The sequence below is a fragment of the Sphaerisporangium melleum genome, assembly GCF_014646695.1.
Taxonomy (GTDB): Bacteria; Actinomycetota; Actinomycetes; order Streptosporangiales; family Streptosporangiaceae; genus Sphaerisporangium; species Sphaerisporangium melleum.
The window spans coordinates 104337-125344 of record NZ_BMNT01000023.1; the positions used below are offsets into that span (position 1 = coordinate 104337).

22 protein-coding genes are annotated in these 21008 nt (G+C 71.6%); 8 read left to right on the forward strand and 14 right to left on the reverse strand.

Annotated features, from left to right (window positions below; genetic code table 11):
- Window positions 1–32: 32 nt before the first annotated feature.
- Window positions 33–1814 (reverse strand): ABC-F family ATP-binding cassette domain-containing protein, encoded by a 1782-nt coding sequence (locus IEY93_RS21090; RefSeq protein WP_229691325.1) that lies wholly within the window; start codon window positions 1812–1814, stop codon window positions 33–35.
- Window positions 1815–2206: 392 nt separating this feature from the next.
- Here IEY93_RS21090 and IEY93_RS21095 point away from each other — a divergent pair, with 392 nt between their 5' ends.
- Together IEY93_RS21095 and lexA are read left to right on the forward strand one after the other, a co-directional pair.
- Window positions 2207–3118 (forward strand): hypothetical protein, encoded by a 912-nt coding sequence (locus IEY93_RS21095; protein ID WP_189164819.1) that lies wholly within the window; start codon window positions 2207–2209, stop codon window positions 3116–3118.
- 126 nt (window positions 3119–3244) lie between these two features.
- The gene (gene lexA, locus IEY93_RS21100) at window positions 3245–3901 is read left to right on the forward strand and encodes a transcriptional repressor LexA (protein ID WP_189164820.1); all 657 of its coding nucleotides are present in this window, start codon (window positions 3245–3247) and stop codon (window positions 3899–3901) included.
- A 76-nt stretch (window positions 3902–3977) separates the two neighbouring features.
- Here the strand turns inward: lexA and IEY93_RS21105 are convergent, their stop codons facing one another.
- The 7 genes from IEY93_RS21105 to IEY93_RS39395 all read right to left on the reverse strand — a co-directional run bounded on the left by IEY93_RS21105 (window position 3978) and on the right by IEY93_RS39395 (window position 12350).
- A complete protein-coding gene (locus tag IEY93_RS21105) occupies window positions 3978–6770 on the reverse strand; it encodes a DUF5682 family protein (protein WP_189164821.1) in 2793 nt (930 codons plus the stop codon).
- The gene (locus IEY93_RS21110; protein WP_189164822.1) at window positions 6767–7879 is read right to left on the reverse strand and encodes an ATP-binding protein; all 1113 of its coding nucleotides are present in this window, start codon (window positions 7877–7879) and stop codon (window positions 6767–6769) included. Before IEY93_RS21110 ends, IEY93_RS21105 begins: the two co-directional genes overlap by 4 nt.
- Before the next feature lie 14 nt (window positions 7880–7893).
- On the reverse strand, window positions 7894–9375 hold the full coding sequence (locus tag IEY93_RS21115) for a vWA domain-containing protein (RefSeq protein WP_189164823.1): 1482 nt from the start codon (window positions 9373–9375) through the stop codon (window positions 7894–7896).
- Window positions 9372–10760 (reverse strand): hypothetical protein, encoded by a 1389-nt coding sequence (locus tag IEY93_RS21120; RefSeq protein WP_189164865.1) that lies wholly within the window; start codon window positions 10758–10760, stop codon window positions 9372–9374. Before IEY93_RS21120 ends, IEY93_RS21115 begins: the two co-directional genes overlap by 4 nt.
- On the reverse strand, window positions 10760–11263 hold the full coding sequence (locus IEY93_RS21125) for a hypothetical protein (protein WP_203968394.1): 504 nt from the start codon (window positions 11261–11263) through the stop codon (window positions 10760–10762). The genes IEY93_RS21120 and IEY93_RS21125 overlap by 1 nt, the downstream gene beginning before the upstream one ends.
- Before the next feature lie 503 nt (window positions 11264–11766).
- Window positions 11767–12222, reverse strand: a complete 456-nt coding sequence (locus tag IEY93_RS21130; RefSeq protein ID WP_189164825.1) for an ATP-binding protein — start codon at window positions 12220–12222, stop codon at window positions 11767–11769.
- Window positions 12219–12350: a hypothetical protein gene (locus tag IEY93_RS39395; RefSeq protein WP_268241572.1), complete on the reverse strand. Its 132-nt coding sequence runs from the start codon at window positions 12348–12350 to the stop codon at window positions 12219–12221. The genes IEY93_RS21130 and IEY93_RS39395 overlap by 4 nt, the downstream gene beginning before the upstream one ends.
- Before the next feature lie 225 nt (window positions 12351–12575).
- On the opposite strand from IEY93_RS39395, the gene IEY93_RS21135 reads away from it, so the two are divergent.
- The 4 genes from IEY93_RS21135 to IEY93_RS39580 all read left to right on the forward strand — a co-directional run bounded on the left by IEY93_RS21135 (window position 12576) and on the right by IEY93_RS39580 (window position 14285).
- Complete coding sequence (locus tag IEY93_RS21135; RefSeq protein ID WP_189164826.1) at window positions 12576–13403, forward strand: helix-turn-helix domain-containing protein; 828 nt, start codon at window positions 12576–12578, stop codon at window positions 13401–13403.
- A complete protein-coding gene (locus tag IEY93_RS21140) occupies window positions 13394–13600 on the forward strand; it encodes a DUF397 domain-containing protein (RefSeq protein ID WP_189164827.1) in 207 nt (68 codons plus the stop codon). The genes IEY93_RS21135 and IEY93_RS21140 overlap by 10 nt, the downstream gene beginning before the upstream one ends.
- 24 nt (window positions 13601–13624) lie before the next feature.
- A complete protein-coding gene (locus tag IEY93_RS21145; protein ID WP_189164828.1) occupies window positions 13625–13831 on the forward strand; it encodes a DUF397 domain-containing protein in 207 nt (68 codons plus the stop codon).
- Between the two features lie 67 nt (window positions 13832–13898).
- Entirely contained in the window at window positions 13899–14285 is a 387-nt protein-coding gene (locus IEY93_RS39580; RefSeq protein WP_372444481.1) for an N-6 DNA methylase, read from the forward strand.
- Here IEY93_RS39580 and IEY93_RS21155 read toward each other — a convergent pair.
- The 3 genes from IEY93_RS21155 to IEY93_RS21165 all read right to left on the reverse strand — a co-directional run bounded on the left by IEY93_RS21155 (window position 14209) and on the right by IEY93_RS21165 (window position 16243).
- Window positions 14209–15336, reverse strand: a complete 1128-nt coding sequence (locus IEY93_RS21155; RefSeq protein ID WP_203968396.1) for an AI-2E family transporter — start codon at window positions 15334–15336, stop codon at window positions 14209–14211. The genes IEY93_RS39580 and IEY93_RS21155 overlap by 77 nt on opposite strands.
- Before the next feature lie 137 nt (window positions 15337–15473).
- Window positions 15474–15656: an alpha/beta fold hydrolase gene (locus tag IEY93_RS21160; RefSeq protein WP_189164829.1), complete on the reverse strand. Its 183-nt coding sequence runs from the start codon at window positions 15654–15656 to the stop codon at window positions 15474–15476.
- A 173-nt stretch (window positions 15657–15829) separates the two neighbouring features.
- Window positions 15830–16243: a VOC family protein gene (locus tag IEY93_RS21165; RefSeq protein WP_189164830.1), complete on the reverse strand. Its 414-nt coding sequence runs from the start codon at window positions 16241–16243 to the stop codon at window positions 15830–15832.
- Between the two features lie 136 nt (window positions 16244–16379).
- Here IEY93_RS21165 and IEY93_RS21170 point away from each other — a divergent pair, with 136 nt between their 5' ends.
- Window positions 16380–17252, forward strand: a complete 873-nt coding sequence (locus IEY93_RS21170; RefSeq protein WP_189164831.1) for a sigma-70 family RNA polymerase sigma factor — start codon at window positions 16380–16382, stop codon at window positions 17250–17252.
- A gap of 67 nt (window positions 17253–17319) precedes the next feature.
- Here IEY93_RS21170 and IEY93_RS21175 read toward each other — a convergent pair whose 3' ends face one another.
- Both IEY93_RS21175 and IEY93_RS21180 read right to left on the reverse strand, forming a co-directional pair.
- Window positions 17320–17958: an SDR family NAD(P)-dependent oxidoreductase gene (locus tag IEY93_RS21175; RefSeq protein ID WP_229691326.1), complete on the reverse strand. Its 639-nt coding sequence runs from the start codon at window positions 17956–17958 to the stop codon at window positions 17320–17322.
- A gap of 280 nt (window positions 17959–18238) precedes the next feature.
- Window positions 18239–18667 (reverse strand): CBS domain-containing protein, encoded by a 429-nt coding sequence (locus tag IEY93_RS21180; protein WP_189164833.1) that lies wholly within the window; start codon window positions 18665–18667, stop codon window positions 18239–18241.
- Window positions 18668–18900: 233 nt separating this feature from the next.
- Here IEY93_RS21180 and IEY93_RS21185 point away from each other — a divergent pair, with 233 nt between their 5' ends.
- A complete protein-coding gene (locus tag IEY93_RS21185; protein WP_189164834.1) occupies window positions 18901–20304 on the forward strand; it encodes an aminopeptidase P family protein in 1404 nt (467 codons plus the stop codon).
- 64 nt (window positions 20305–20368) lie between these two features.
- On the opposite strand, the gene IEY93_RS21190 is transcribed toward IEY93_RS21185, so the two are convergent.
- Window positions 20369–20776: a hypothetical protein gene (locus tag IEY93_RS21190; protein WP_189164835.1), complete on the reverse strand. Its 408-nt coding sequence runs from the start codon at window positions 20774–20776 to the stop codon at window positions 20369–20371.
- Window positions 20777–21008: the final 232 nt, after the last annotated feature.

Genomic DNA, 21008 nt, shown 5'->3' on the forward strand with positions numbered 1-21008 from the left:
TACCGGTCACGCGGCCGGCCGCCGGGCGTCGATCATGTCACCTGACCGAAGCCGCCAGTGTCGTCCCCGGCGCCACCAGGACGCAACAGGTGCAGGTGGCGGCCGCGCCAGCGCGCGCGCGACCACCGGTCGTGACTGGCCACCACGATGACGCCCGGTCCCGCGGCGCCGATGGCCTCCTCCAGTTCGTCCGACAGAGCGGGTGAGAGGTGGTTGGTGGGCTCGTCGAGCAGGAGAACCTCGGGCGGATCGGCCACCAGCAGCGCGAGGGCCAGCCTGCGGCGCTGGCCGACGGACAGCTCGCCCACCCGCAGTTCCATGTCCCGGCGGGCGATCAGCCCCAGCGAGCGCAGCGGCACGCTCTCGGCGCGCTCCGCGCCAAGAGTCAGCTCGTAGGTTTCCCGTACCGTGCGGTCGGGCCGGTCGAAGACGGTGTCCTGGGCCAGCAGGGCGACGGTCAGACCCGCCCCGCGCCGCACCTCGCCCTCCGCGTCCAGCCGCCCGGCCAGTACGGCCAGCAGCGTCGACTTGCCCGCCCCGTTCGGCCCGGTGACCAGCAGCCGCTCGCCGGGCAGCAGGTCGAGCCGGTCGATCGCGAGCCGCCCCGGCACCCGCACATCCCGCAACGAGAGCAGCGGCACATCGCCGGCCCGGCCATCCGGCGTGCCGGGGACGCGGCCCTCCCCCATGTCACGGACGGCTTCCTCCCGTTGGTCACGGGCGAGGTCCCTCCGCGCGTCACGGGCTGTGCCGTCCAGTACGTCGAAGGCGCCCTCCTCCCAGGTGCCGGCGGCCAGAGCGGGGACGCGCAGACGCAGCGGGGGCGGTGGAGGCGGCACCTGCTCGCGCTCCAGGACGGCCAGCCGCCGGGCCGCGTCGCGCACCCGCCGGGAGATCTGGTTCTGCACGCGTCCCGCGGTGTGGCCGTACCCCATCTTCTCGTTGTCGCGCTTGAGCCCGTTCCGCGCCACCTGCCGCGCGGTCACCCCGACGGCCCGGCGCAGCTCCACGAGCTCCGCCTGCTCTTCGGCGTACCGCCGCTCCCAGCGCTCCCGCTCCGCCCGCTTCGCGGCGAGGTACGCGCTGTACCCGCCCCCGTACCGGACGGGCCCGCCCACCGCCGGGTCGAGATCGACCAGGTCGGTGCAGACGGCCTCCAGGAACGCCCGGTCGTGGCTCGCCACGACCACCACGCCGGTCATGCCGCGCAGTTCCTCCTCCAGGAACACCGCGGCGTCGTCGTCCAGATGGTTGGTGGGCTCGTCGAGCAGCAGCGCCGCAGGCCGCCTGATGAGCAGCGCCGCCAGGGCCAGCCGCCCGCGCTGCCCGCCCGACAGGGACGCGAGCGCGCGGGAGTGCGGCACGCCGCCGAGGCCCAGCCGGTCGAGGACGATCTTCGCACGCCGGTCGGCGTCCCAGGACCCGCGCTCCTGGGCCTGCTCCAGCCGCGCCCCGTACGCGCCGAGCAGGCCGGCGTCGTCCGGAGCGGCGGCGATCGCCTGGCTGAGCCGGTCGAGTTCGGCGAGGTCGGCACGCGCCTCGCGCAGGGCGTCGTCGAGCACGCCGGCGATCGTGACCCGGCCGTCGAACGGCATCTCCTGGTGCAGGAAGCCGAGGTCGGCGGGACGGGTGACGGTGCCGGAGTCGGGCCGGTCCACTCCGGCCAGCAGGCGCAGCAGCGTGGACTTTCCCGCGCCGTTCTCGCCGATCAGCCCGATGCGGCGACCGGGAGCGGCGGTGAGGGTAACGCCGTCGAGCACCCGGCGCGTGCCCAGCGTCCGGACGAGGTCGCGGGCGAGCAGGGCGTCACTCACCGGCGGACCCTCCTGTCCAGAAAGGGACGGCGACCGGGCGCCTCCGCCGGTTGCCCGGATCAGGACAGGGTGCAGCGGATATGAACGTATTGGACATGCGGTGACCTCGTGGATGGTCCGGGCGCGCGACATGCCGCAGCCACGGGACAGGGATCGGGGTACGACGACGGCGGCCACATCGGCGGCGGCCATGCCGCCGGGGCCTATCGACCTCCGGTGTCACCCGGAGATGTCGTCGTCACCTGCCACGTCTGGTCTCCTGACATCCGATCACAGCGCCCCCACCATAACAGCCACCGAACCACCGCCGGCAAGCCTCCGCACCCGCCCAGGCGCGCGAAGCACCCGCACCGATTACCTGCTGAGAGTAATCGCATAGTAACGTTACGCACATGCCTCTCCCCTGGCACGACGCCTTGAGAAACCTGATCACTTCCGATCCCGCCATCACCCTCGCCCTACTACGCGCCGCCGCGGTCAAGGTGCCCGACGGCCTCCCGCTGGCGGCCGGGCCATACAGCGTGAGCGATCGGGTGTCCACTGACCTGTATCCCGACAACACGGTCAGGGTCGGCCCCGCGCACGACCGCGCCTGCACCGTCATCGTGGAGATCGAGCGCGAGCTGTCGGCCGGCAAGCTGGAGCAGTTCGCCATCAAGGCGGCCGCAGTGGCGCTGGAGACCCGCAAGGACGTCCAGGTGCTGGTGTTCACCCGCGCCTTGGACGCCGGCGTCTGGGACGAACCGGTCAACGTCCGCCGTGGCGCGTTGAGCTACGTGCTGACGCCGGTGATCTACGGCCGCAGAGATCTGCCACGGCTCACCGACCCGAAGCAGATCGCCGCCGACCCGGCGAGCGGGGTGCTTAGCGTGTTCGGGCACGGCGACGATCCGAAGGTGGCCGAGGCGTTCGCGTCGGCCACCGATTTCTTCCCGGTGGAGCCGGGCGTTCCTTACACTGAGTGGGCATACGACTGCGGTCCGGCCCTGTTCCGAAGCATGCTGGAGGCAAAGATGGAAGTCACCGACTGGCCGGTCTCCACTCCGTTCGCCAAGCGGCACTATGGCCGCGGCCTGGCCGAAGGTGAGGCCAAGGGTAAGGCCGAGGGGGAGGCCAAGGGTAAGGCCAAGGGTAAGGCCGAGGGGGAGGCCAATGCCGTCCTCACCGTGCTCGCCACGCGGGGTGTTCCGGTCACCGATCGTCAGGCCGCGGCGATCCTGGCCTGCACCGACCTGGAGCAGTTGGAGAAGTGGCTGACCAAAGCCGTCACCGCCACCACCATCGACGACCTCGGCATCGAGTGACCCTCTCCTGAGCAAGCCGCGCACCTTCCTGGCCTGCCGCATATCGCCGTATCGGCGGCTCTGGGACAGGGACACGATGTGGACGGTCTGCCGCGGTGAGGGCTTGCGGGCTCTAGCATTTCGCGGGTGACCACCTACGATCCTGACGCGTTCGACTACCTGGACGTCTCGGCGCTGCCGCACCGCCAGCAGCGCATCCTGGCCGCGATCCGCGACTGGGTGGTCAGGTACGGATATCCGCCGAGCACCCGCCAGCTCGGCGACGCGGTCGGGCTGCGGTCGTCCTCGGCGGTGTCCAGGCATCTCAGGAGCCTGGAGGAGAAGGGGTTCCTGAGCCGGGGGACGACCATGACCCGGCCGATCGACGTCCGCCTGTTCCTGCGGGGGTCGGCACCGGAGCCGGCCGCCGATCTGGTGACCGTGCCCGTGGTCGGTGACATCGCCGCGGGCAGCCCCATCGTGGCCGACGAGCACGTGGACGACATGCTGAGCCTCCCCCGCGACCTCACCGGGCGCGGCACCGTGTTCGCCCTGCGCGTGCGTGGCGACTCCATGATCGACGCTGCCATCTGCGACGGGGACATCGTCGTGGTACGCCAGCAGCCGGAGGCCCACTCGGGTCAGATCGTCGCCGCGATGATCGATGGCGAGGCCACGGTGAAGGTGTACCGCCGGCGCGACGGGCATGTCCTTCTCGAACCACGCAATCCCGCCTACGACGTGATCGAAGGTGACGACGCCGTAGTGCTGGGCATCGTCGTCTCGGTCCTGCGCAGCCTCTGATCACGACCGGATGAGCCGTGGATCCGCCGGGCCGTGACGGCGGATCCACGGCATGCGCCGTGTCACCCCACTGGGTTCACCGAGCGGTCAGCAGTGCTTCCAGTGCCAGGGCGGTGTCCGGATGGCGATCGAGCAGCTCCGCGCCCCGTGGAGCGGCCGCCTCCCAGGCTCCGTCGCAGCCCAGCAGGGTCGCCACCGCGTCGCATGTCGCGGGGTGGGCGGCGAGCAGCGCGACCCCGCCGCCGCCCGCGCGCCGGACCGGCCGCACAGGCGCCGCCGCCTCGGCCCGCCACGGCGGCACCCACGCGTCCAGCGCGGCGAGCCGGCCGGGGAAGACGCGCCCGGCCTCACGGATCAGCAGCGGTGCCAGTTCGGCGCCGCCGGACCGCAGGGTGCTGATCAGGGTCGGCAGCCACGGCAACAGCACCGGATCGGGCAGCCGGCCGAAGGCGTTGGACACCGCCTCCACCACGAAGTCGGCGAGGCCCGGCACCGGCTCCAGCGCGTGCACGAACCCGCTGAGGTAGCGCGGGTAGGCGGGCACCACCAGGGGGTTGTCCAGCAGCTCGTCGCAGCGTGCCCGCAGCTCCGCACGGGACAGCCGCCCGAGCTGCAGCTGAGCGGCCCACAGCAGCGCCACCTTCGACGGCTCCCGCGGATGCGACTGGGCGAGCGCCAGCTCCAGTTGCGTCCGGTCGCAGCCCAGCGACAGCGCCAGGCTCTCCATGCTGAACAGGAAGCCCAGCATCGCGGCGACCTGGCGGACGGACGCCTCCTCGTCGGTGCACGCCGTCGGCAGCAGGGTGCAGTAGTGCGCATAGCCGGTCTTGACGAAGGACTCGATCCAGGCCGGCAGCACCGGCTCGCTGGTCCGGTAGTACGCCAGCAGCCGCCGCACCCGGGCGAGCACCTCCGGCGCGCCGTCGACGCTGCGCTCGGCCGCCAGGACCTCTAGTGCGCGCGTGCCCAGCTCGTCGGCGAGGCGGCGGCTGCCCAGGTAGAGCGTCGCGTCTTCGACGGCGGCCAGGACGGTGGCCGCTGTCGCGCGCGGGCCGTAGGCGGTGCGGCGCAGGCGCTGCTCCAGGACCTGCTCGATGCTGACGCCCTCGTAGCCGAGCTCGATGAGCGCCCGCTGGTGGGTGCCCAGCGCCAGGTCCCACGACTCCTGGATGGACCGCTCGCCGAGCCGCCGCTCCCCCATGATCGGCCGCGCGGCGCCCTGCGGCATCAGGTAGCGCAGCATCCACAGCACGTCCGAGCACTGCTCCAGCTCGGGCCGGGCGGCGATGTCCAGCAGCGCCCGCCGCACGCCGCGCTGCTGTGGGTTCACCTCCAGCGGCGCGAGCCGGTCGTACACGTCGCGGGCCAGCGGGGGCAGCGCGTCGTAGCCGACCCGGCCGATCCGGTCGCCGCCCATCATGATCTCCACGAGGCGGCCCACGTCACGCCGGCCCGGCACGGTGTCCTTCTCGATGCAGGTGACCGCCGCGTCCTGAAAGTCGTACGGCGTGGGCTTGGCCCGATCGCGCATCCCGGCCAGCAGGATCGAGGTCTCGAACACCGCGATGGCGTCGGCGGTGGAGGCGAGATAGCCGTTGCGCCGCGCGGCGCGCACGATCTCCACCGACCAGCCGAGCAGTTCGGCCTCGTCGAGCGGGTCGAGGACGGGCAGCCGCCGCAGGAACCCGGAGAGCCGGTCCGGGGGCGGACCGGCCGGTGCGGGACCGGCCGGCGTGACGGCCTTGCCGGGCTTGGCCCGCTTCTTCGCGCCCGCCTGCCCGGCGAGCCGGTAGGGCCGTACGCCTGTGCGCTTGAGGTTCTTGGCCCACACGGACGCGGCGATCGACACCGAGCCGGCGGCGAGGCCGAACTGCGCCTCGATCGCCGCGTTGCTGGACGGGATGAGCCCGTACTGCCACTTGGTGGCGGTCGGCGGGCTGATCTCGAAGGTCGTGGTGCCGCCGACGCCGAACTCCTCTACCCGGCTGGCCGCGTGGAAGGCGCCGCAGACGTAGAGGCAGTCGGCGGGGTCGGTGCCGGTCGCGGCCAGGTGCTCGCGCATCCTGGTCCACATGTGGCGCTCGCGGTCCTCGTCCACCCGCACTCGCTCCGGGTCGCCCGGAGCCAGCCGGCGGAACAGGCTGCCGATCAGCAGCATGACCTGCCGGTAGGTGTCGTGGTCGCCGTCACCGAGCGGCAGCTCGACGTACTGGTGCCACCACTCCGACCAGTGCCGGACGCGGCCGTGGCGCAGCAGGTGCTCCTCCAGCTCGGCGAAGCGGGGCCGCAGGTCGCCGATCTCCACGCCGACCGCGTCGCCGTGCAGCGCGGTCTCCTCCTGCGCCGCCGGCGCGTCCGGGTCGGCCGGTTCGGCGGGCCGCGGCTCGCGCGTGTCCCACTGGAAGACGTGGTCGCAGGAGCGGTCGACCAGCACCAGCTCGACGCCCGGAGTCTCCAGCGCGTAGGCGATCGCCTGGTACTCGGCGGACGCCTCGGTGATGGGCGCGACCACCGACAGCGGCGCCCATTCGGCCGGGAAGCCGTCGATCTCGCTCGCGAACGCCTGCACCGCCACCGGAAGTTCGCAGTTGCGCAGTTCGGTGAGCAGCGGCGCGAGGTCCTCGCACAGCTCCAGGTACACCACCTTCGGCTGCTTGTCCCGCAGCCGCCGCGCCATCGCGATCGCCGAGGCCGGCGAGTGGTGGCAGACCGGGAAGATCTCCAGCGGCTCGCGCACCGCCCGGTCGACGTCGTCGACGATGCCGAGCAGGATGCCTTCCAGCGCCTCGGGCCCGTCGGCGAACGTCGCGGCGGCCTGCTGCAACTGGGTGCGAAGCGCGGTGAACGCCCCTTCGGAAGGGGTGGTCATGACAGTACGGCGATCGCGTCGCGGCCGCCCTCCAGGAACTCCGGCCATGCGCCGCCTTCCTGCCTGCTGCGCGGCTCCACGACGCCGTGCAGGTACTTGTTGAGGATGGCCAGGTCCTCCGGCGCGCGCCGCGCCAGCGACCCGACCAGCGAGGAGGCGAGCGTGTGCGCGGTCAGCGCGCGTTCCCCGAAGAAGTTGCCGTGCAGGATGGCGTCCTCCAGCACGCCGATCTGCTCGGCGGTGGACAGCGCGGACTCCAGCCGCTCGTCGTCGCTGCCGGCCGCGGCCGAGGACGCGCGCAGGTCGGCGAAGCTCCGCAGCAGCACGTCCAGCAGCGTCGGCGGCACGTCCAGCTCGATCTGGTGGCGGCGCAGCAGCTCCTCGGTGCGGAAGCGGACGATCTCCGCCTCGCTCTTCTTGTTCGTCACCACGGGGATGCGCACGAAGTTGAAGCGGCGCTTGAGCGCCGAGGACAGGTCGTTGACACCCCGGTCGCGGCTGTTGGCGGTGGCGATGATGGAGAAACCGGGCTTGGCGAAGACGATGTTGTCGCCGTCCAGCTCGGGCACCGAGATGTACTTCTCAGAAAGGATCGAGATCAGCGCGTCCTGGACGTCGCTGGTGGAGCGGGTCAGCTCCTCGAAGCGGCCGATCGCGCCGCCCTCCATCGCGGTCATGATCGGCGAGGGGATCATCGACTCCCGCGACTGTCCCTTGGCGATCACCATGGACACGTTCCACGAGTACTTGATGTGGTCCTCGGTGGTGCCCGCCGTGCCCTGCACCACCATCGTGGAGTTGCGGCAGATCGCGGCGGCCAGCAGCTCGGCCAGCCAGCTCTTACCCGTCCCCGGATCGCCGATGAGCAGCAGGCCGCGGTCGGAGGCCAGCGTGACGATGGAGCGTTCGACGAAGCTGCGCTCGCCGAACCACTTCTGGGAGATCTCCCGGTCCAGGCCGTCGGAGCGCTCGGAACCCAGGATGAACAGGCGGATCATCTTCGGCGACAGCCGCCAGGAGAACGGCTTCGGGCCCACGTCGATCGACTCCAGCCAGTTGAGCTCCTCGGCGTACTTGATCTCGGCGGGCGCGCGCAGCAGGTCGGACATGGTCAGGGACCTTTCTAGGCGAGGAACGTCTTGAGTTCGTGGACGAGCTTGCGGATATGACCGGAGATCACCGGCGTGCCGAGGTCTTTGAACCGCTCGCGGAACCAGGGGTTCACGCTGCCGCGGCCGGAGCTGGTCACCGAGCCGACCGGGATGAACTTGGCGCCGGAGCGGTGGATGGCGGCCATGCTCTCGAACAGCGGCTCGGTCCGCCATTCGTAGAAGTCGGAGATCCACACCACGACCGTGTTGCGCGGTTCGGCGATCTTCGGCTGGGCCAGCGCCATGGCGACCGTGCCGTCGGTGCCGCCGCCGAGGTTGGTGCGCAGCAGGGTCTCGAACGGGTCGTGCACCCAAGGGGTGAGGTCGAGCGCCTGAGTGTCGTAGGCGATCAGGTGGACGTCCACCCGCGGCAGCCCGGCGAAGATCGACGCCAGGATGGTGCAGTTCACCATCGAGTCGACCATCGACCCCGACTGGTCCACGACCACGATCAGCCGCTGCGGCGTCGTCTTGCGGGCGGTGTGCCGGTAGAAGAGCCGGTCGACGTAGAGCCGCTCCTCCTCCGGACTCCAGTTGGTGAGGTTCTTCCAGATCGTGCGGTCGAGGTCGAGGTTGCGGAAGACCCGCTTGGGCGGAACCGAGCGGTCCAGCGCGCCGATCGCGGCCTTGGCCACCTGGGTGCGCAGCACTTCGGCGACCTCGTCGACGAAACGGCGGATCAGCGCCTTGGCGTTGGCCAGCGCCACGCCCGACAGGTTTCCCTTGTCGCGCAGCAGTTGCTCGATCAGCGACATGCTCGGGGTCAGGCGCGCGGCGAGCGCGGGGTCGGCGAGCACCTCCCGCAGGTGCATCCGTTTGACCAGGTCGGCCTCGAGGGCGCCGAGTTCCGGCCCGATCTGCGGGATGAGCCGGCTGAGGTCCGGCGTCACCCCGCCGCCACCGGAACCGGTCGGGCTGACTCCGGGACCTGCCGCGCCGACCCCGCCGCCTCCCGGCCCGCCGGAGCCGGCCGACCCGCCTCCGGTGCCTGCGCCGGGCCGGCCGCCGCGCAGCTCGCCGGGGCGGCAGCCGAGCGCGCGCTCCAGCCAGCCCGCGTCGGCCTGCCAGCGCGCCAGCTGCCCGGCGGTGACCGTGCCCGAGCCGGTGGCGTACACGTTGAGCAGCACCTTCGACACCAGCGCCGCCCGCCGCACCTCGGCGGCGCGGTCGCGTCCGTCGCCGCCGCTCTCGGGCACCATCAGGCCGTCGAACTCGGCGGCCAGTGCCGGGTGGCGCTGCACGATCGAGTCGACCGAGGTCTGCGGGTCGAGCAACTCGGGCGGCAGGCCGATGTCCTCGACGACGGCGAGGCTCGCCGATTCCAGCGTGGCCTGCTCCTGGTGGTCGAAGAGCCGGGCCAGGAGCCGCCAGTACAGGACCTGGCGGCGGTTGTCGTCGGCGTCCACCTGAGGGTCCGGCTCGGTGACCCGCGCATCGGGGTTCGGCTCGGTCATTTCCGCAGCAGCCTTCCCGCGCGCTCGCGCAGCACCGCCACCGCCTCGGTCGCGGCCTTCTCCGCCTTGGCGCCGGCCTTGTCGGCCGTGCCCGCGGCCCAGGCGCCGGCGTGCATCGCCACCGCCTTCTTACGCACGGTCGTCTCGACGGCCAGCGGCTGGACGCCGAACGTCCCGGCGTCCCAGCGCAGCAGGCCGATGCACGCGGTCGAGGCCGCGACGACCTCCGGGGTCAGCGGGGAGGCGTCCGGGACGCGGCCGGTGTCGACGGCGAGCGGCCGCCCGGTGACGGTGAAGGTCACCCCGTCGTCGTCCTTCCGCACGGCGTACCCCTCCAGAAAGACCGGTACGGCGATCCGCGCCGGGTGCCGGTCCAGCGGCGCGGCGGCCGGAGCCGTCGCGGCGGGCAGGGCGACCCGCGCGGTGGCGAAGGGGTCGGCCGGCTCGCCCGGGCGGGCGTGCTCGTCACTCCAGAGCAGATCGCCCTCGGCGGTGACCGGCATGTCCGTCAGCTCCATCGAGCGGCCCTCTGCGAGGGCCGCCAGCAGGGACAGATGCGGGCGCAGCAGTTGCCAGACGCCGGCTCCGATGACCGTGTCCGGCTTCGGCACCGACACGGCGGCGCGCACCAGGCGGGACGGGGTGCCGTCCGCGGGCTCGAACACCGCGTGCACCTGGGCCTGCGCGGCGGTCGCGTGTTCGTGCAGGTCGACACCGAGGGGCAGCAGACGGCCGGTGGCCGTGCCGGTCGCGGGCGCCCCGGCGGCGCCGGGCAGCGTCAGCAGCATCGCGCGCGACCACAGGTCGCCCCAGCGGCGGGACGGGACCCGTTCCAGCGCCGCGCCCGGACAGGACGCGGCCAGCTCGGCGGCGAAGCCGTCCAGGAGCGTCGCCAGGCGGCGCAGCGCCGGGTCCGGCAGCATCGCGGTGACGATCTGCGCCGCGCCGGAGACCACGTCGTGGTCGATGCCCCGCCACCCGGCCCGCGCCAGATCGGACAGCCAGGAGCGGGCGGCGGCGAGCGGGTTCGCCGCCTGCGGCCCCCCGGCCGGCGTCGCCGTGCTCTCACCGCGGGGCCGGCCGACGGCCTCGTCCACGCGCGTGGTGATCGCGTCGTGGACCGAGCCGAGCAGCGCGACGCGAGCGGCGGCGAGCGCGACGAAGTGATCCTCACTCGCGGCTCCGGCCGCCGCCTTGCCGGCGGCCTCGGCGACCCGTTCGGCCAGCGGAGTGCCGGCGACGGCGTCGGCCACCTCGGTCAGATCGGCGGCCTGAGCGGGCTGAGGGCGCAGCAGCCCGGCGGCGAGCGCCCGGTCGAGGGCGTCCACGGCCGCCAGCGCCTCGTCGAGGCCGTCGATCGGTTCGGCGAGCAGGTCTGCGCGCATCACGCCACCGTCCTGGTCGCCGGGAACCACTGCATCTCCGGCATCGGGGGCGTGGCCGGGGCGAGTTCCAGGTAGGCCAGGTGGCGCAGGAACCGGCTGAAGACGGCGGCGGCGGCCTTGCCGTCCGCCTGCGACGGGTTGGTGGCCGTCATGGCGTGGAGGACACTCTGCGCGCTCGGCTCCTCATCGGCGACCTCGACCCGCAGGTAGCGGGCGACCCGCTCGGCGCCGTACTGCAGCACCGCCTCGGTGACCAGCGCCCTGAGGTGGTTGCAGAACCAGCCCCGGGCGCCGCCACAGGGCCGGTTGTTGTTGGTGCTGCACGCGTAGGCGTACGTGCCGGCCTCGACCGACGAGACGTAGACCCGTTCGACGTCCGAGCCGCTGGACACCACACCCTGCAGGCGCCCGTCCGCCAGCTCGACGAACGGGACCTTGGCCAGCTTGCGCGGCCGCGCGGCCGGCACCACCCGCGCCGTGCTCGACCTCTCCCAGTCTGACAACGCACCATCTCCTGAACATGGGGGGGGATTTCCGCGAAGCGGCGGAACACGGCCCAACATAGGGACCCCCACCGACAAATGTGATCGCGCAGCGAACCCGCTGTTCAGAGCTCCACGCGACCAGGGCCCCCGGCACCAGCGCCACCACAGGGTGTCCTCGACTGCGCGCAAGCGCCGGCCGGGCGCAGCACGTCCTCGGCCACTTGAGTGCGCCGCTACAGGTTGGTGGTCAACCCATGACCCCATGCGCTGTCCGACCGCATCACGCTGATCTGCCTCAACTGAGGCGAGACAACGCGAAGGCCGGGCACCCGATTCCATCGGTAGTCCCGGCCTCACTTCCGACACCCACCGGGGGTGCGGCACTCCTTATACTGCCTCACCTGAAGCGACCAGGCAACCACATCGAGCGAGCATCCAACGCCGCAGCGTGAAAGCCTGACCGGCGACTTCCCATTCCAGCGCCTGACAGCAGGCTCGCGCTCGCCCCTCGGGCCGACGATCTATAGCGCGAGTTGGAACCAGACCGTCCTGCCGGTCTCGCCGTCGCGGTGGGAGCCCCACGCGGTGGCGAGGGTGTTGACCAGCCACAGGCCGCGTCCGCCGTCGCTGTCGGCCGCCGCCATCCGCGCGACCGGCGCGCTGGTGGCCGACCCGGCGTCGGTCACCTCCACGTGGACCAGCCGGGAGGCCGCCGGGCCCCGCACGGCCACGCGTACCGTCACCCGCCCGTCCGTCGTGCTCCCCGAGGCCGAGTGGGTGACCGCGTTGGTGACCACCTCGCTCAGCAGCAGCAGAACGTCGTCCAGCGCGGAAGTGGCGATCCGGTTGGCCAGCAGGCCGCGCACCCATGCCCGCGCCGCCGGTACGGAGGCGATGTCGCCGGGGAAGTCGCCGCTCCAGGCGTCCGCGCCCGGTAGCTCACCGCCGTGCCGGATGACCTGCTCGTCCGACCTCACGCGAGCACCGCCCCCGCGACCGTGCCGACCGCGATGACGGCCCACCTGCACACGTGCTCCGGGCCGATGTCCGCACACCTGCGGCGCGGGCCGGTGGGGCCCAAAAGGCCGCCATTGCGTTCGCGCATAACCCGCCCTCCCTTCCTGGTTCCTGGGCTTTCACTCGTTTTCTTTTCGTCCTGACGACCGCAGAAGACGTGTGCTTAGATTGGCCCGTGACCACCGAATCCAGGATCGAATCGGCACGCCGGACGATGACCGGCGACGCCAGAAATCGGTTTGGCTAAACCGTCGCCTGGCATTATCCGCGCAACCAGAAAGTCCGTTTTCACCCCGTTTTCTGGAGGACCGCGATGAGCGTCGAGCCTTTCCCCGGCCCGGAATCCCCCCGCACACGTTTCGGCGCCGAGATGCGCCGCCTCCGCGAGGCCGCCCAACTCTCCCAGGCCGCCGTCGCCGCACGCCTCGGCTGCACTCAGACGCAAGTCAGCCGCCTGGAGGGCGGAACGAGAACGCCCTCACGTTCGGACGCGGAGAGGCTGGACCGGCTCTTCGGCAAAGACGGAAGCACGTACTTCTCCGACCTGCGCCGCCGCCTCATCTCTCGTCCCGGCGGTCCGATCTGGTTCGAGGGCTGGGTCGAAGAGATCGAGCCGACCGCCCTCGTCCTCCGCTCCTGGGACCCGCTGCTGATCCCCGGACTTCTCCAGACGGAGCCCTACGCCCGGCACATTTTCAGCCTTGAACCCCAGATCACGGCGGAGGAGGTCGAGGAGAGGACGGAGGCCCGCATGCGACGCCGAAATGTTCTCGATAGGAGGAATCCTCCGTTGATCCTCGTTCTCATCGACGCAGGCGTCTTGAAGCGCCAGGTAGGAGAACCGGAGGTAATGCGAGAACAGCTTGGCTATCTGCTGGAGGTCGCCCAGCGATCCACCGTCTCCATACAGGTCGTTGACCCGGCATGTCTCCCAGGCCTGGCCGGGCCCTTCATGATCGCCGAACTACCGGACGGCCGGCCGGACACGGTTCACGCCGACTCACCGGTTCAGGGACAGATTACTAGCGGCCACGAATTCGTGGCCTCGATCCGAAAGCGATATGAAGCCATACGACTATGGGCATACCCTGAGCATGTATCCCGCAAGATGATCGAGGAAGCGAGACAGAAATGGACTTGAGCGCCGCCGTATGGCGGAAGTCGTCGCGGTCTTCGGGCAACGGCGGACAATGCGTAGAGGTTGCGGTCAACCTGCCCGGCGTGGTCGCGGTACGCGACAGCAAGGTTCCGGACGGCCCCAAGCTGCTTCTCGGGCCCTCCGAGTGGCGATCCTTCGTCGGCGGCATCAAGGCGGGCACCCTCAACCCCCTGTCCTGATCACACCGAGAAAGCGAGACGCAAATGGACCTGAGTGCCGCCGTATGGCGGAAGTCGTCGCTCTCCGGTGGGAACGGCGGTCAGTGCGTAGAGGTTGCCGCCAACCTGCCCGGCGTGGTCGCGGTACGCGACAGCAAGGTTCCCGACGGCCCCAAGTTGGTTCTCGGCCCCTCCGAGTGGCGATCCTTCATCGGCGGCGTCAAGACGGGCACCTTCGACTCTCTGTCCTGATCACTTCAAGGAAGCAAGACAGGTATGGATCGACGCCCTGGGGAAACCGCCGGATATCCACGCCTCCCTGGTGCCGGCCAATCCGCCGTTCGGCAAGAAGTCGTCGATCATCGTGATCGGGCTGGACGGCGAGGCAACGCGGGATGACATCGCCTACGACCGACCGGACTTCTGGGAGACCACCACCAACAAGCAGCTCAACTTCGTCCAGCACATCGCCCGCCTGATGGCGATGCCGGGCCGGGCCGCGGTCGTCGTCCCGGACAACGTGCTGTTCGAAGGCGGCGCCGGCGAGGGCATCCGGCGCAGCCCCGCCCGTGCCGCACCCGGCAGAGCATGTGCGGCCGATGCCCGTTCGCCGTCGTCCGGCGAGTGGGTCAGGTGGACGTCCGCGCCTGGACGGGCTCGCCAGGTTCCGGCTGGTCGGATTCCGGCTCCTCGGGCGGGTCGGTGAGTTGTTCGCGGAGGTAGTTCCAGACCACGGCGATCAGGGCGGCGACCGGGACGGCGAGCAGGCTGCCCACGATGCCCGCCAGGCTGCCGCCCAGCGTCACCGCCAGCAGCACGACCGCCGCGTGCAGGCCGAGGCCGCGGCTCTGCACCATGGGCTGGAACACGTTCCCCTCAAGCTGCTGTACGACGACGATGATGGCGAGCACGATGAGCGCGTCCGTCCAGCCGTTGGACACCAGCGCGATGAGGACCGCGACGAAACCGGCGAACAGCGCGCCGACGATGGGGATGAACGCCGAGACGAAGGTCAGGACGGCCAGGGGAAGGACCAGCGGCACGCCCACGATCCACAGGCCGAGGCCGATGAAGACGGCGTCGAGCAGGCCCACGAACGCCTGGGAGCGCACGAACGAGCCGAGGGTGTCCCAGCTTCGCGCTGCCACGATCTGCACGTCTGTGGCGAGGCGGCCGGGGAACTGGCGGGCCAGCCAAGGCAGGAACCGCGGGCCGTCCTTGAGGAAGAAGAACATGAGGAACAGCGCCAGGACCGTGTTCACCAGGCCGTTGACCACGGTGCCCACGCCCGTGAGGGTGGCGGTGACGATGCTGCCGACGCTGTCCTGGACACGCTTGACCGCGCTGTCGAACGCGGTGCTGACCTGGTCGGCGCCGATGTTCAGCGGCGGCCCGGCCGCCCAGTCGCGCAACTTCTGGATGCCGTCGCCCACGCCCCTGGCCAGCTCTCCGGACTGGGACGCCACCGGGACGGCGATCAGCACCACGGTCCCGGCGGCGACCAGGAGGAAGAGCACGGTCACGACCGACGCCGCCAAGGCGGGGGGCCAGCCATGCCGGCGCAGGAACCGGGTCAGGGGCCAGGTCAGCGTGGTGAGCAGCAGGGCGATCACGAGCGGCCACAGGACCGACCACATCCGGCCGAGAATCCACAGGCCCACCGCCGTCATCACGACGACGAGCAGCATCTCCAGGGAGATGCGCGCCGAGGTGCGCAACGCGGTGCGCGTCTTTCGGGCATTCAGCGTGGCAGGCACAAAGGACACCCTAGACACTGTCCCAGCAAACCGGACTTGTCCCACGTGGAGGACGCCCGAGCGTGGACGAGATGGTCGACAGGGGCCGGCCGGATGCCATCCATGCCGACTCACCGGTTCAGGGCCGATGAGCTTCGCTATGCCTCGCGCACGCGCTCCAGGACATTCTCGGCCCAGACGTCAGGCGCTTCCAGCGGGCTGAAGTGTCCGGCGTTCTTCAGGAGGCGCAGCGTGTAGTCGCTGTAGAAGTCGGACAGGTTGTCGCTCCACTCCTGCGGGAAGAGCACCGCCGTACCCGGGCGCCGGCACACCCGCACCACGTCCCACCCACCGCCGGTGCGCCCCTCCTCGTCGAAACCGCGAACGCGCGGTGGTCCGGCGTCGATGCGATCCCGCTTCGACGCCGGACCTGATCCCCGGTGCCGGGCATACTGGTCACGCTTGGCAGAGGCCGACCGGGGGTACCCGGCCGTGCCGCCGCGCTCGCTGGGGGCTACTCGGCGTAGGGCTGGTCCTTGCCCTGGGCGCTGTAACCGAGACTCCAGATGTAGCCGTCCAGGTCGGCGAACGAGCCGCCGTACCCGCCCCACGGCAGGGCGCCGGCCGGCTTGAGGATCGTGGCGCCGGCCTTCTCGGCCTCCGCCATGACCTCGTCCACCCGCTCCTGGCTACGGACGACGTAGGTGAGGACCAGCCCGCTGAAGCCGCTGCCCTCCGGGCTCGTGCCCACCTGGCCGGCGAGGCCTTCGCGGCCGTAGAAGCCGACGAGCGAGCCGCCGTCGGACTCGAAGAACACCGAGATGCCGTAGTCGTGCTTGACCTTCCAGCCGAGCCCTTCGACGTAGAACCGCTTGGCCCGGTCCATGTCCTGCACGCCGAGGAGGATAGAGCTAACGTGCGCTTTCATGCTTTGTCTCCTTGTACTGCCGCTTCGAGGTACTCGTGCTGCCTGAACCGGCAGGTGCGACGTCCCGGCCGGGCCGTCACGTTCCTCAGTTCCGCCGGTCAATTGGTTTGACCGCCTGAACGGAGGAATGTGACAGATGGCCGAGCACGACTGGCTGAGCGAACGGTTCGCCGAGCATCACGACCGCCTGCACGCGATGGCCTACCGGATGCTCGGCTCTCCCGCCGAGGCCGAGGACGCGGTGCAGGAGGCGTGGCTGCGGGTCACCCGCGCTGGCACGGGTCAGGTGGAGAACCCGGGAGGGTGGCTGACCACGATCGTCGCCCGGGTCTGCCTGAACCTGCTCGAAGCACGCCGGAACCGGCGGGAGGAGTCCGCCGGGGCGCTGCCGCCCGAACCGGCCGAGCCGCAGGCGCGCATCCACCCGACCGGCCAGGCCAGCCCCGAGGACGAGGCGCTGCTGGCCGACTCGGTCGGTGTCGCGCTGATGGTGGTGCTGGACACGCTGACTCCGGCGGAGCGGCTCGCGTTCGTGCTGCACGACGTGTTCGCCGTGTCGTTCGGCGAGATCGGCCCCGTCATCGACCGCTCTCCGGCGGCGGCCCGGCAACTGGCCAGCCGGGCCCGGCGCCGGGTGCAGGGAGCGGCCGGGGCATCGCAGGCCGCGCGGTCGGCGAAGCGGGACATCGTCGCCGCCTTCCTGGCGGCCTCCCGGAGCGGGGATTTCGCCGCCCTGCTCGAACTGCTCGATCCGGACGCCGTGGTCGGCGAGGTGCGGGGCGGGCACGCGGTGGCGGCGTTCTTCGCCGGACGGGCTCAGGCCGCCCGGCTCGCGCTGGTCGACGGCGTTCCCGCGGCCGTCTGGTCGCACCGCGGCCTGCGGAAGGCCGTCCTCACGTTCACCGTCGACGACGGGAAGATCACCGGCATCGCCATCGACACCGACCCGGACCGGCTCCGCGACCTGGACATCGTCCTTCTTCCCGCCGCCGGCGAGGAGCGGCGTTGACCGGGACCCGTCTGGGGCTCTCGTGCTGATCCCGGGATACGGCGCGGTGCCGCCACGGCTCGCCCTTTCAGGCGCCGGCGCCGCCGTCGACCGGGACGATCGCGCCGTTCACCATGGAGGCACGGTCGCTGAGCAGCCACGCGGCCACTTCGGCCACTTCGCGGGGCTCGGCCATGCGGCCGAGCGGGGTCGCCGCGTTGATGCGGTCGATGACGCCCGGGGATTTCGTCTCCCACGCGTCGATCATCGCCGTGGCGGTGCCGCCGGGGGTGATGCCGTTCACCCGGATGCCCTGACGCCCCCAGGTCACGGCCGCGGTCTCGGTGATGCTGTTGAGCGCGCGCTTCATGGCGCCGTACGCCGGGAGGGCGGGGTTCGCGCGGCGGCTGCCGATGCTGGAGGTGTTGACGATCGCCCCGCCGCCGCCCTGTCGCATGAGCGCGGCCTCGGCGGTCATGGCGGTCCAGTGCGAGCGGAAGTTCACCGCGAACTGCTCGTCGATGTCCTCGTCGCTCGTGGCGTCGAGCGGGCCGGGCTGCTGGATCGCCGCGCCGTTGTTGAAGGCGCCGTCGAGCCGTCCGTGCAGCTTCTCAACGCGGTCGACCGCGGCGCGAATGCTCGAACGGTCGGCGAGGTCCATGCCGACGGCGTCGGCGACGCCTCCGGCGGCGCGGACCTCGGCCACGATGCGGTCGAGGGCGTCCACGGCGTCGGCGAGGCGCTCGCTGTGTCCGTAACGCGGGCGGGCGACGGCGTCGCGCCTGGCTCGAGCTGGTCTTCTCAGTCCCGGCGGCGAGCTGACCCAGGCCGTCAACCTGGTCGAAGGCGCGCCGGCCGCGGGCGTGCGGCAGTTCGTGCAACGTCCGTCTCCGGCGCCGGACAGCGCACCGAGGTCCCCGGCCGGGCCTTCGGCATCCCGCTCACGACCTTCGAGGAATGGGCGCACGAGCACCTGCGGCCCGTGGCCTGACAACCCCCGGGCCGGCTCAGCCGTGGAGGTAGTCGACCAGGTGGGCCTTCTCGGTCTCGAGCTCCTCGATGGCGCTCTTGACCACGTCGCCGATGCTGACGATGCCCGCGAGCCGACCGCCGTCGAGCACCGGCAGGTGGCGGATGCGGTGGTCGGTCATGGTCTGGCGGATGTCGTCGACGTCGGCGTGCGGCTCGCAGGTGCGCACCGGAGTCGTCATGATCGCCGACACCGGCTCGCCGAGCACCGACGGCCCGCGCTGGTGCAGCCGGCGCACGACGTCGCGCTCGGAGACGATGCCGACGATGGTCTCGCCGTCCTCCGACACCACGACGGCGCCGATGTTGTGGGTGGCCAGGGCCGCGAGTAGCTCGGTCACCGTGGCCTGTGGCCGAACGGTCGCCACCGTGTTCCCTTTGCTGCGCAAGATCGCGCTGATCAGCATCGACACCACCTCGTCACGGTTAAGGAGAGGTCGGAAAGGTATCTCCTGACTTCCCCATTCACCGACATCCTTAAGCGTGGATCCTGCAAAGCACTCGAACGGAACGTGAGCACCGGTGAAAGGAGGAGGAAGCAGGCGCCCCGCACCCGGCACACGCGGCCGGCGGCCGGGCGGAGGTGACAGGCGGCGGTGAGTACGATGCCTCGCACCACCTCGAACTCTTGGGACCGCAGATGAGCGATCAGCTGAACACCGGCAGTCACGACCTGCCGATCTCCGAGGCCCTGGCCGCTTTCATGACCGGCGGCTGGGCCGACACGAGCCGCCCGGACCTCGCGCCGCTGCCCTTCGCCGCCTACACCGCCAAGCGGCGGGCCGCCCTCGCTCAGCGGTTCCCCGGCGAGCGGCTGGTCATCCCCTCGGGCACGCTGAAGGTCCGCAGCAACGACGCAGACCACCGTTTCCGGCCGCACAGCGCCTTCGCCTACCTCACCGGCGGCCAGGAGCCCGACGACGTGCTGGTCATCGCGCCGTCCGGCGCCGCCACGCTGTTCACCCGCCCCCGGTCGCCGCGCGGAGCCGAGGGAACGGCAGGCCAGGAGTTCTACCGCGACCGCCGGTACGGCGAGTTCTGGGTCGGCGCGCGGCCGACGCTGGCCGAGGCGGAGGCGCTGTACCAGATCGAGTGCGCGCCGCTCGACCTGCTTCCCGGTGCTCTGGCCGCGCCCGCCCGGGTGTTGCGCGGGGTGGACGGCTCGGTGGACGCGCTGGTGCCGGCGCGCGACGGCGACGCGGACACCGAGCTGACCGCGCACCTGGCGGAGATGCGGCTGGTCAAGGACGAGTGGGAGGTGGCGCAGCTCCAGCACGCGGTCGAGGCCACCGGGCGCGGGTTCGAGGACGTCGTGCGGGCGCTGCCGCAGGCGCTCGCCCATCCGCGTGGTGAGCGGTACGTCGAGGGCGTCTTCGGGCTGCGGGCCCGCCTGGAGGGCAACGCGGTCGGGTACGAGACGATCGCCGCCTCCGGCGCGCACGCCTGCGTCCTGCACTGGATCCGCAACGACGGCCGGCTGAACCGCGACGAGCTGCTGCTGCTGGACGCCGGCGTGGAGACCGACGACCTGTACACCGCCGACATCACCCGCACCCTGCCGCTGTCCGGGCGGTTCGGTCCGGTGCAGCGGCAGGTCTACGAGCTGGTGTACGAGGCGCAGAGCGCCGCGATCGCCGTGCTGCGCCCCGGCGCGCGCTTCCGCGACTTCCACGCCGCGGCCATGCGGGTGATCGCCGAAGGGCTGCGCGACTGGGGCGTGCTGGACTCCACCGACGGCGACCTGTACCGCCGGTACACGCTGTGCAGCAGCGGGCACATGCTCGGCCTGGACGTCCACGACTGCGCCAAGGCGCGGGCCTCGACGTACCTGGACGGGGTGCTGGAGGCCGGGCAGGTGCTCACCGTCGAGCCCGGCCTCTACCTCCAGCCGGACGACCTGACCCTGCCGCCGGAGCTGCGCGGCATCGGCGTGCGCATCGAGGACGACCTGCTGATCACCGAGGACGGCGCCCGGCTCATGTCCAGCGGCCTGCCCCGCCACCCGGACGAGGTCGAGACCTGGATGTCCGGCCTCCTCGGCTGAGCGCGGGCTGCGGCGCTCCGATCGCCGCCCCGCCCTGGTGGAAGGCGTTCATCGGAGGTCGCCGTCACCAGGCCGCCACCGTGCAGATCTGACCTTCGTTCGGGATGTGAACGCAGGCCCGCCACGGGCCGCCGTGGTCGCCCACGGTGCGGGTGTTGTAGTCACCGGTCGCCGGGACGTTCACCAGGGCGGTGATGGTGCCGGTCGCGCTCCTGAGATACAGCTGGTCACCGGCCCGCCCGCTGAGCACCTGGCCGTGGTAGCCGTTCGCCGTCCCGCCGGTCCCGTCGCAGAACCAGAGCCGGACGGTCCGGCCGGAGAGGTACTCAGGGCCGGCGGCGATCCGGCAGGCGGCCAGCGCCTGGCCGCCCGCGGCGGCCGGGGCCGCGGCGGCCGCCGACGGGCTCGCGAACATCAGGGTCCCCCCGGCCGCCGCCGAGGCGGCGAGTGCGATGAGCTTGTTGATCCGCATGTGTGTTCTCCGTTCCGATCATCGATGACGAGCCGCCGCGCGGCGCCCCCGTCCGGGCTCCGCCGCCGCGCGCCGGGCTCCTGCCGATCCAGGTCTACGGGCCGGCCGGGATCGCGGGCCACGCGCGGCGGAGATCGTGTCGGTAAACTTGGGGACCCTGTCCGTCCCCCTGGCAGGAGGCGGCCGATGGACGAGCGACCGGCCGTGGTGGCCGGCGCCGCGCACCACGGTG

What these genes read in the sequence shown, in the direction of transcription:
- IEY93_RS21095 (WP_189164819.1), top strand. Translation starts at nt 2,207, where the DNA reads ATGCCTCTCCCCTGGCACGACGCCTTGAGAAACCTGATCACTTCCGAT.
- IEY93_RS21105 (WP_189164821.1), bottom strand. Translation starts at nt 6,770, where the DNA reads ATGACCACCCCTTCCGAAGGGGCGTTCACCGCGCTTCGCACCCAGTTG.
- IEY93_RS21110 (WP_189164822.1), bottom strand. Translation starts at nt 7,879, where the DNA reads ATGTCCGACCTGCTGCGCGCGCCCGCCGAGATCAAGTACGCCGAGGAG.
- IEY93_RS21115 (WP_189164823.1), bottom strand. Translation starts at nt 9,375, where the DNA reads ATGACCGAGCCGAACCCCGATGCGCGGGTCACCGAGCCGGACCCTCAG.
- IEY93_RS21120 (WP_189164865.1), bottom strand. Translation starts at nt 10,760, where the DNA reads ATGCGCGCAGACCTGCTCGCCGAACCGATCGACGGCCTCGACGAGGCG.
- IEY93_RS39395 (WP_268241572.1), bottom strand. Translation starts at nt 12,350, where the DNA reads ATGCGCGAACGCAATGGCGGCCTTTTGGGCCCCACCGGCCCGCGCCGC.
- IEY93_RS21135 (WP_189164826.1), top strand. Translation starts at nt 12,576, where the DNA reads ATGAGCGTCGAGCCTTTCCCCGGCCCGGAATCCCCCCGCACACGTTTC.
- IEY93_RS21140 (WP_189164827.1), top strand. Translation starts at nt 13,394, where the DNA reads ATGGACTTGAGCGCCGCCGTATGGCGGAAGTCGTCGCGGTCTTCGGGC.
- IEY93_RS21145 (WP_189164828.1), top strand. Translation starts at nt 13,625, where the DNA reads ATGGACCTGAGTGCCGCCGTATGGCGGAAGTCGTCGCTCTCCGGTGGG.
- IEY93_RS21165 (WP_189164830.1), bottom strand. Translation starts at nt 16,243, where the DNA reads ATGAAAGCGCACGTTAGCTCTATCCTCCTCGGCGTGCAGGACATGGAC.
- IEY93_RS21170 (WP_189164831.1), top strand. Translation starts at nt 16,380, where the DNA reads ATGGCCGAGCACGACTGGCTGAGCGAACGGTTCGCCGAGCATCACGAC.
- IEY93_RS21180 (WP_189164833.1), bottom strand. Translation starts at nt 18,667, where the DNA reads ATGCTGATCAGCGCGATCTTGCGCAGCAAAGGGAACACGGTGGCGACC.
- IEY93_RS21185 (WP_189164834.1), top strand. Translation starts at nt 18,901, where the DNA reads ATGAGCGATCAGCTGAACACCGGCAGTCACGACCTGCCGATCTCCGAG.
- IEY93_RS21190 (WP_189164835.1), bottom strand. Translation starts at nt 20,776, where the DNA reads ATGCGGATCAACAAGCTCATCGCACTCGCCGCCTCGGCGGCGGCCGGG.